Origin of the sequence: Kitasatospora sp. NPDC097643, assembly GCF_040302625.1 — a bacterium.
Lineage (GTDB): Bacteria > Actinomycetota > Actinomycetes > Streptomycetales > Streptomycetaceae > Kitasatospora.
In genome coordinates this window covers 1-6,291 of record NZ_JBEOSA010000134.1, presented here as the reverse complement: position 1 = coordinate 6,291, position 6,291 = coordinate 1, and the positions used below count along the sequence as shown (strand labels likewise).

Sequence of the window (6,291 nt, the reverse complement as noted above, 5' to 3'; positions counted from 1 at the left end):
GGTGACGGTGTCGAGCAGCTCGTTCCACGACTGCTCGAACTTCTCGACGCCCTCGTCCTCCAGCACCTGGACCACGTCGTCGTAGTCCACGCCGGTGCGCAACGGTACGACCCGCGCCCGCCCCTCCGGCGGCTCCGCGCACGGAGAGTGACCGAAGTGCGGTCAGATCAGCGGGCCGAACAGCCCCCGCTCCCAGTGCCCGAGCCAGGACGCCGTGACGGACGGCAGCTCCTGGCCCTCCGTGGACTCGTCGTACGGCAGGACGGCGGTCGGCACGAGCCAGCCCTCGCCCGGGTCGATGCGGATCCGGAGGAGTTTCAGCGGGCGGCGCAGCGCGAGGTACCGCCGGAGGTCGTCGGTGTGGGGGTGACAGGTCTCGTAACGGTCGTGGACGGTCCGACAAATGGACTTGATGTCGGTGTTGGAGAGGAGGAGGTGCCGACTGCCGGGGCCGAGGTTGACGCAGAGGCGGCGGCGGGCGGTGTCGCGGTCGGTGTACGGCAGGTTCTGGTGGTTGTCGACGTGCAGGCCGAGCCGCAGACCGCTGGCGGGGCGGCGGTGGGTGACGGGTTCGCCGGGCGGGTCGTCGGTCTCGCCGAGGGGGACGGGGTGCGGGTCGCCGAGCATGTCGACGAGCGCGGCGAGGGAGTGGGCGTCGGTGACGGTGTCGGGGAGACGGAAGAACTCGATCAGGCCGCTGTCCTTGGTGAAGAGGCCCGGGATGTACCGCTCGGGGTGGTCCTCGGGCAGCGGCTGCCAGGTGTCGTCGGGGAGGACGGCGCCGCTCTCGTAGCCGGGCGTGCGGTGGACGCGGTGGGCGCCGCCGATCTCGGTGCGGACGCAGAGGGCGGCGGGGTCACGGAAGGCGATCGCGGCGGGGTGCATGGTGGTCACGGGGGCTCCTCGGTTCAGTCGTCGTCGAGGTCGTTGTCGTTGTGACGGTTGATGCCGGTCATCAGGGCGGCGGCCAGGGTGGTCCACCAGACCACATCGGCGGTGGCCGGCTCGCGGGGCGGAACGAGGTCCGAGGCGAACCAGGCGAGGGCGAGGCTGGCCGTGGTGATCGCGGCCGTGGTGGCGAGCTTGATGGTGCTCAACTCCCGGGTGAGGGCGGGTTGTTGGTGGCGCCTCGGAGGACGCGCACCCAGACGCGCTTACCGGCACCACGCCGCCCGATCACGCCGAAGTCGAAGGCGAGTTGGCGGACGAGGTCGATGCCCCGGCCGCACTCGTTGAAGCGGCGCGGCTGGCGCTCACGGAGCGGGAGGTCGCTGCGCGGGTCCCAGACTTCGAGCCGGCAGTCGCCGTCGAACTCCTGGAGGTAGAGCCGGACTTCGCCCTGCCCGCGACAGGCGTGGACGACGGCGTTGGTGACGAGCTCGGAGGCGATGAGGACGAGGTCGTCGACGGGATCGCCGGACCAGCCCCAACAGGTCAGTTGCTGGCGGATCAGGTGGCGGGCGGTACGGACCGAGGTCGAGTGCTCGGTGAGGGTGGTCTCCCAGGTTTGGAGGACCGGGTTACGCAAGGTGGACATGAGTCACCCCACACCTTCAGTGGCGTGTTCGTGCGGTCACGCTGAGTGTGGCTCACATCAATTCGAACCTGCAACCCGAACGCCACAACAAATCCATTGATCTTGAAAGGAGTTGAGTCGCCTGTGCATCATGGCGAGACTGGACCCACACTCAGAGGGAGGGGCGCCACTTGAGCAAGGACCTGTCAGCCATCAGGCAGATCCGCCTCGGCGACGAGCTGCGCAACTGGCGGCTGTACAACAACAAGACCCTGACCGAGGTCACCGAGGGCCTGAAGGGCTGGAACGCCGCACGCCTCAGCAGAATCGAGCGCGCCCACCAGCAGATCAGCGCTGCCGACCTGAAGGCACTGCTCGATCACTACGGCGTATCGGGCCAGGAGCGCGAGGACTTCGAGAACCTGCTCAGCGACGGTCCGACCAAACAGTGGTGGCGCAACCTCGACTTCGCGGACTCGATCACCGCAGCATTCGCCGAGTACCTTGCCCTTGAGTCCGATGCCTCGCATATGCAGGACTACTTCCTGTCCGCGTTTCCCGGGCTTCTCCAGACCGAGGGCTACGCGAAGGAGATGATCGCGGCGGGCCTGAGCGCACCCAACGAGGAGCAGATCGAAACCGCCGCCGAAGTCCGGATACTGCGTCAACGCAGGCTGACCGCGGAGCCGGTCCTCAACTTCGAGGCGTACTTCGGCGAAGTGGCGCTCCTGGTGGCCGGCGACCAACAGGTACTGGCCGACCAGATTCGCCACACGATCAAGGTCGCCCAATACCCCAACGTCACAGTGCGCATGGTGCCCTTGAGCGCCGGTCGGCAGGGCATTCTCACCTCAGGGCTTGTCCTTATGCGGTTCCCGGACGAGCCCGACGACGGCTTCGTGTTCGTCGAAGCGGTCGGAGGTATGCTCCCGCGTAGAACGGGACGCGATGTACGGCGAGCTGAAAGGGCGTTTGCCCGAGTGAAGCGGTGCGCGCTGTCCCCGGAGGACACCATCGCAGCCCTTGAACGCAAGCTGGAAGAGTTGACGTGAGCGAAAAGCGCGACCCCTACGACCACGATCCCGCCTCCGCCAGCTGGGTCAAGTCTCCCTTCTCCGGGGACGACAACGGCAACTGCGTGATCATCGCGCGCTTCGACAACGGCGACGTCTGGCTCGGCGACGACAAGAACCCCGGCCGCCCCCACCTCGCCTTCGACCAGGCCGAATGGACCGCCTTCGTCCAGGCCATCGAAGCCCGCGACCCCCGCTTCACCGCCTGACCACTGTCCGCAGGGGGCCCGGCCGCCATGGCCGGGCCCCCTGCCGTTCGCTTCACACCCCCTCAACCGATCAGCAGCAGTTCCGCCGCCGGGGTGTGGTTTCCGGTGACGGCCGCCGCCGCCATCGCGGTCGACGCGGTCTCCGGATCCGTACGCGGCGGCACCACCAGCAACAGGAAATGGTCCTGGAACCCGCAGGTGAGGCTGATCGTGGCGTCGCTGCCGGCGAACCAGTTGATCCTCACCCCGACGCCGTCGACCACCACCGACCGCGGCACGTCGTCCCAGGCCGAGGTGTCCAGCCCGACCCGGATGATGCGCCCGAGGTGGGCCCTGAGTGCGGTGATCAGGTCCGGCAGTTCGACCAGGGCGTCCTTGGAGCGCGGCCACCAGGCGCCGTCGAAGACGCCGTCCCGCGCCATGGTCGGCTCCAGCACCAGCCGCGGCAGCGCGGGAACGCCGGGCACCGAATACGGCGAGGGGAACGAGGGAAGAGGAATCGGCATCATCCGAAGCCGCCTGTCCGGTCCACGAGGGACCACTCATGACCCAGGGCGACACCAGCACTGATACCGGTATGCGGAATGTCCTCGGTTGTCTTCCACGTTACTCCGCGTAGGCCTCCGGCGGACCGCCCGCCACGGGAGTACGCTCGGAGGCATCCAGGGCATCCCGCATCCCGGTACCGTTCCGGCCTCGTTCTGGGTGAAGACGGGAACCGGTGACCGCCGTGACCACGTACTCCCCCGAGTCAGCACGCCCCGGCGCCGCCCTTACAGTCGCCGACGCCATGGCCCGGTACGACCACCAGATCGCCGACGACAGCACCGTCGATCAGGCCGACGACATCCTCCGCAGCGCCCACCTCGACTACCTGCTCGTCCACGACCACGACGGCCGTCTCGAGGGGCTGGTCACCCGTACCGGGCTCCACCCGTTCCTGATCCGCCCGTGGTCCACCGAGCGGACGTCGATCAGCTCGACCTCCCACCAACGCGGCCCGTTCGCGTGGCCGACCATGGGCCTGGCCCTGGCCGCGATCGCGATGCGGATCAAGCGTCTGACGGTCTGGCCCGTCATCGACGACGACGGCTACCTCCTCGGCGTCCTCACCGCCGACCGTGTCGCCAACCTGCTGACCGAACCCGCATAACCGAACACTTGACGCTCCGTCAACTCCTTCGCCCGAACTCGCCCGCACCGCCCGGCCCGCCGACTACGCTGCACGAGCACGGTCACGCCCGGCTTCGAACCGGGCACTTTCCGTTACCTCGATGCAGGGAGCGCTTGCCATGAGCGAGTTGGTGTACCCGTCCGACCCCGGCCTCAACGGACAGGCCGTCGGCGCTGCCGAAAAGACCTACGCGATGACCGGTTTCAACCCCGGCACGGAGGACGCGAAGCTGTCCTACACCCCGTGCCGGGTCGCCAAGCCCGCGTTCAACACCTACCGGCGCAGCGGCGACCAGACCGTCTCCGGCTTCCTGGACACCTCGTGGGCCTACGACGGCCGCCTGACGGACGACTCGGACCCCGCCACGAGCGGCGCGGGCGCGGACCTCACCCGCCTCGATGCCCCCAACGGAGCCTTCGACGAAGTCATCCTCGGCCTGGTCGGCGTCCTCGGCGACCGGGGCGTCCTCGGTGCCGCCCTGACCCGGGCGGCAAGGGACTTCGGCGTCCCCGAATCAGCGAACGGCGAGGTGGTCTTCACCGACCCGTGGGGCGCGGTCGCCGCCTACCACGGTTACGGCTTCGACGGCTGGGTCTCCAACGACTACCAGGAGCTGTTCAACCAGCAGAAGGCCCAAGGCCTCCTCGGCGCCGTGCGCCGCCTCAAGACGGCCAACCCGGCCCTCGCCGTCGGCCTGCACGTCGGCGGCTGGGACCTCAGCCAGGCCTTCCACCACATCGCCAAGGACCCCGCCGCCCGCCAGCGGTTCGCGCAGTCCGTCGTCCGGCTCTTCCAGGCCTTCCCGATGTTCTCCGCGCTCCACCTGGACTGGCGCTGGCCCGGCTCCACCGGTGCCGGCGACGCCGAGTACGGGCCGGAGGACCCCGCCAACTACGCCGCACTCATCCGCGAGACCAAGGCGGCGCTGGCCGCCACCGGCCGGAACGTGTCGATCGCCGTCGCGGTGCCGGCCTCCGTCCAGCCCATTCGCGACATGAACGTCCCGCTCCTGGTGGAGGCGGGCGCCGAACGGCTCGACCTGACGTCCTTCGACCTGTTCGGCAGCCCCTGGTCCGACGGCCTCGGCCACCACACGCCGCTGCGCCGCGACCCGAACGGCACCCAGGCCGACTCCATCGACGACGCCGTCACGTACCTCGTCGACGAACTCCGCGTCGACTCCCGCCGCATCCACCTCGGCTACGCCACCACCACCCGCAACGCCCGCCGCGCCCAGGTCAGCCAGATCTCGCCCCTGCGCGGCACCTACGACCGCGGCGAGGGCGGCACGGTCGGCACCTTCCTGCCCGGCATCAGCACCTTCACCGACGTGCTGCGCAACTACCTCGACCTGGAGGGCGGCCAGGGCCGCAACGGCTTCCAGCTCCACACCGACACCGCCGCCGACGCCGACTTCCTCCACAGCCCGGCCAACGGCGTCTTCCTCTCCCTCGACACCCCGCGCTCCGTCCGCGCCAAGGCCGAGTACGCCCGTACCCGCAAGCTCGGCGGCCTGTTCGCCGAGCACGCGCCCGCCGACTCCGGCCTGCTCACCAACGCGGCGCGCGAGGGCCTCGGCCACACCGTCACCACCACCGTCGTCGACATGAAGCCGCTCTACGTCACGGGCCGCAGCGCCTGACTTACCGCCACCCGACCCCCAGCGATCGCCCGTTCGAGTGGTTTGGATCGCACGCTGCCCTGCCGCGAGATGTCGCGACACCAGACTGGGCAACCGTTCAGCGACCCAATTCCCCTCCGCTCAGGGAGATTTCCGATGGCCAACTGGTCCTACGAGGACACCGGTCTGGCGACCGACGCACTGGTGATCAACAGCATCACGGCGACCCCGGACCCGCTCGCCACGGGTCGGACCAACGTCTTCACCATTAACGCCACAGCGCAGGCGGAGATCGCGGACGGCGCCTATCTCGATGTCACAATCAAGTTGGGTCTGATCAAGCTCCTGACCAAGCGGTACGACCTCTTCACCCAACTGCGCGGCGCGGGCGACCTGAAGCTGACCTGCGAGACCAGCGACGGCAAGAGCCCGATCCCGAAGGGCGACACGACGCTGACCCTCACCATGGACTTCCCGAAGGAGATCCCGCGGGCGAAGTTCAACCTCACCGTTCAGGGCTACACCGCGGATGAGGACGACCTGCTGTCGCTCAAGGCCCAGGTGAACTTCCTGCCGTCCCTCTGAACCCTCGCTGGAGTGGGGGGGGGGGGGCGCCGCCCGACCCCACCCCCCCCCCACACCAATAACCACCCCCCGCCGCGCCCCCCCCCCCCCGCGTGGCCCCGCCCCCCCCCCGG

General features: G+C 69.1%; 9 protein-coding genes. 5 read left to right on the top strand and 4 right to left on the bottom strand.

Annotated elements, in window-relative coordinates:
* Positions 1-162: 162 nt before the first annotated feature.
* Genes ABTY15_RS39295 through ABTY15_RS39285 form a run of 3 tightly spaced genes read right to left on the bottom strand, consistent with a single transcriptional unit; the run spans position 163 to position 1,537 of the window.
* A complete protein-coding gene (locus ABTY15_RS39295; protein WP_350607421.1) occupies positions 163-894 on the bottom strand; it encodes a hypothetical protein in 732 nt (243 codons plus the stop codon).
* Between the two features lie 14 nt (positions 895-908).
* Positions 909-1,097: a hypothetical protein gene (locus ABTY15_RS39290; protein ID WP_350607416.1), complete on the bottom strand. Its 189-nt coding sequence runs from the start codon at positions 1,095-1,097 to the stop codon at positions 909-911.
* Entirely contained in the window at positions 1,094-1,537 is a 444-nt protein-coding gene (locus ABTY15_RS39285) for an ATP-binding protein (RefSeq protein WP_350607413.1), read from the bottom strand. The genes ABTY15_RS39290 and ABTY15_RS39285 overlap by 4 nt, the downstream gene beginning before the upstream one ends.
* A 170-nt stretch (positions 1,538-1,707) precedes the next feature.
* Between ABTY15_RS39285 and ABTY15_RS39280 the strand changes: the two genes are divergently transcribed.
* A complete protein-coding gene (locus ABTY15_RS39280) occupies positions 1,708-2,568 on the top strand; it encodes a helix-turn-helix domain-containing protein (RefSeq protein ID WP_350607410.1) in 861 nt (286 codons plus the stop codon).
* On the top strand, positions 2,565-2,798 hold the full coding sequence (locus ABTY15_RS39275; RefSeq protein WP_350607407.1) for a DUF397 domain-containing protein: 234 nt from the start codon (positions 2,565-2,567) through the stop codon (positions 2,796-2,798). Before ABTY15_RS39280 ends, ABTY15_RS39275 begins: the two co-directional genes overlap by 4 nt.
* Before the next feature lie 62 nt (positions 2,799-2,860).
* On the opposite strand, the gene ABTY15_RS39270 is transcribed toward ABTY15_RS39275, so the two are convergent.
* Entirely contained in the window at positions 2,861-3,265 is a 405-nt protein-coding gene (locus ABTY15_RS39270; protein ID WP_350607404.1) for a DUF5994 family protein, read from the bottom strand.
* A 263-nt stretch (positions 3,266-3,528) separates the two neighbouring features.
* On the opposite strand from ABTY15_RS39270, the gene ABTY15_RS39265 reads away from it, so the two are divergent.
* From ABTY15_RS39265 to ABTY15_RS39255, 3 genes are all read left to right on the top strand, one after another.
* Positions 3,529-3,951: a CBS domain-containing protein gene (locus ABTY15_RS39265; RefSeq protein WP_350607398.1), complete on the top strand. Its 423-nt coding sequence runs from the start codon at positions 3,529-3,531 to the stop codon at positions 3,949-3,951.
* Positions 3,952-4,090: 139 nt separating this feature from the next.
* Entirely contained in the window at positions 4,091-5,614 is a 1,524-nt protein-coding gene (locus ABTY15_RS39260) for a glycosyl hydrolase family 18 protein (protein WP_350607394.1), read from the top strand.
* 135 nt (positions 5,615-5,749) lie between these two features.
* Positions 5,750-6,178, top strand: a complete 429-nt coding sequence (locus ABTY15_RS39255) for an ML domain-containing protein (protein WP_350607391.1) — start codon at positions 5,750-5,752, stop codon at positions 6,176-6,178.
* The last annotated feature ends 113 nt before the right edge of the window (positions 6,179-6,291 follow it).